The sequence below is a fragment of the Sellimonas catena genome, assembly GCF_027924685.1.
Classification (GTDB): domain Bacteria; phylum Bacillota; class Clostridia; order Lachnospirales; family Lachnospiraceae; genus Sellimonas; species Sellimonas catena.
Genome location: NZ_BSBO01000096.1, coordinates 1 through 1,268, shown reverse-complemented (window position 1 = coordinate 1,268; position 1,268 = coordinate 1). Strand labels below are relative to the sequence as shown.

The window sequence follows — 1,268 nt, the reverse complement described above, 5'->3', positions numbered from 1 at the left end:
CAATGTGTTCATAAATGCATCCACCAATTCGTTGATCTTTTCTTCGGTCAGTTCGGTGTTGTCCTTGAGGATAGACCGGAACATTTGGAGCAGCATTTGAAATGCCTGTATCCATGTGATATCGGCCATTTCGTCTGAAAAATACAGGAAGAGTTCACCCAGCGAGCGGTTGTCGTTCGATTCCCGGCTCTCCAGGGACAGCATCATATACCGCGTGAAAACAACCGCTGTGTGGGCTGTCATCGCGTCATAGGATAAGGAGTTGCACTCCCTGCTGAGGTTCAGGTAGCTTTTGCATACCTTGAAAAAGACTTCGATATCCCAGCGCTTCCCATAAATACGGATGATCTCGTTTTCATCCAGGGTTGTATCCGTTGAGATGAGACATAAGTATTCCTTCCTCTTATTCCGGTTGCGGACATAAACAACTTTTGCCGGGATGCTTTCCCCGTCCTTCACCACATCCACCAGCACCGACAGCAGGTAGCGGGAACGTCCACGTCTCTTTTTGTTCTTATCATAGATTGTGAGCAAGGACATATCTTCCCCATTATAACGGAAGAACATTTTTGGCGTCTTTTTCACCATGCCGATCACATCATAACCGATTGATTTTACCGCATGGAGCGTACTCGGGGAAGCAAACCAGCTGTCAAAAAGGACATAGTTGGCAGGGATCTCCGCTTTTTTAGCGGCTTTCAGCAGTTCCAGCATTGCGTGGGTTCCTTTTTGCACGGAAAGTATCCTGCGCCGGTACCCTGCGGTCCGTTTATCGACAGCGGCAGCCTCATTGACCCGGTTCTTTTTATTCTCCGATGAGAGCAGGACGCTGTTGACCGGCAGGAAGGTACTGCCATCTGACCATCCCAGCGTGAGCATACGGAAGCCAAAACGGTATCTGTGATTTGCATGGTCATAAGTTTTTGCCAGCAGTTCCACCTTTTTGGAACGGTTCCGCTCAAACAGGGAATCATCGATGATCAGAACATTTTTACGTTCCTCGGAATCCAAAGGTACAATGGCGTCCCTGATAATCCGGGAGGCCAACAAGGTTGTAAAACGGATCCAGTTGATTTGTAGCATCTTCATAAAACGGTAAACGGTATCTTTCGCGAAACCGGGGGTGTTGCGTCCGGTAATCAGGCTCATATACATGCTCCTGTTAGAGAAAATCAGCAGGAAAAGGTATTGGAAAACCTCAACAACCGGAATTCCCTTTTTCTTATAGGCATTGGCTGCCTTTAATGCCGAAGAGATGTGAAACCGCG

1 protein-coding gene is annotated in these 1,268 nt (G+C 47.8%); it reads right to left on the bottom strand.

Features of this window, described 5'->3' with window-relative positions:
- The coding region (locus Selli1_RS18190; RefSeq protein ID WP_281874507.1) for an IS4 family transposase at nucleotides 1-1,268 on the bottom strand (1,268 nt) is incomplete at both ends.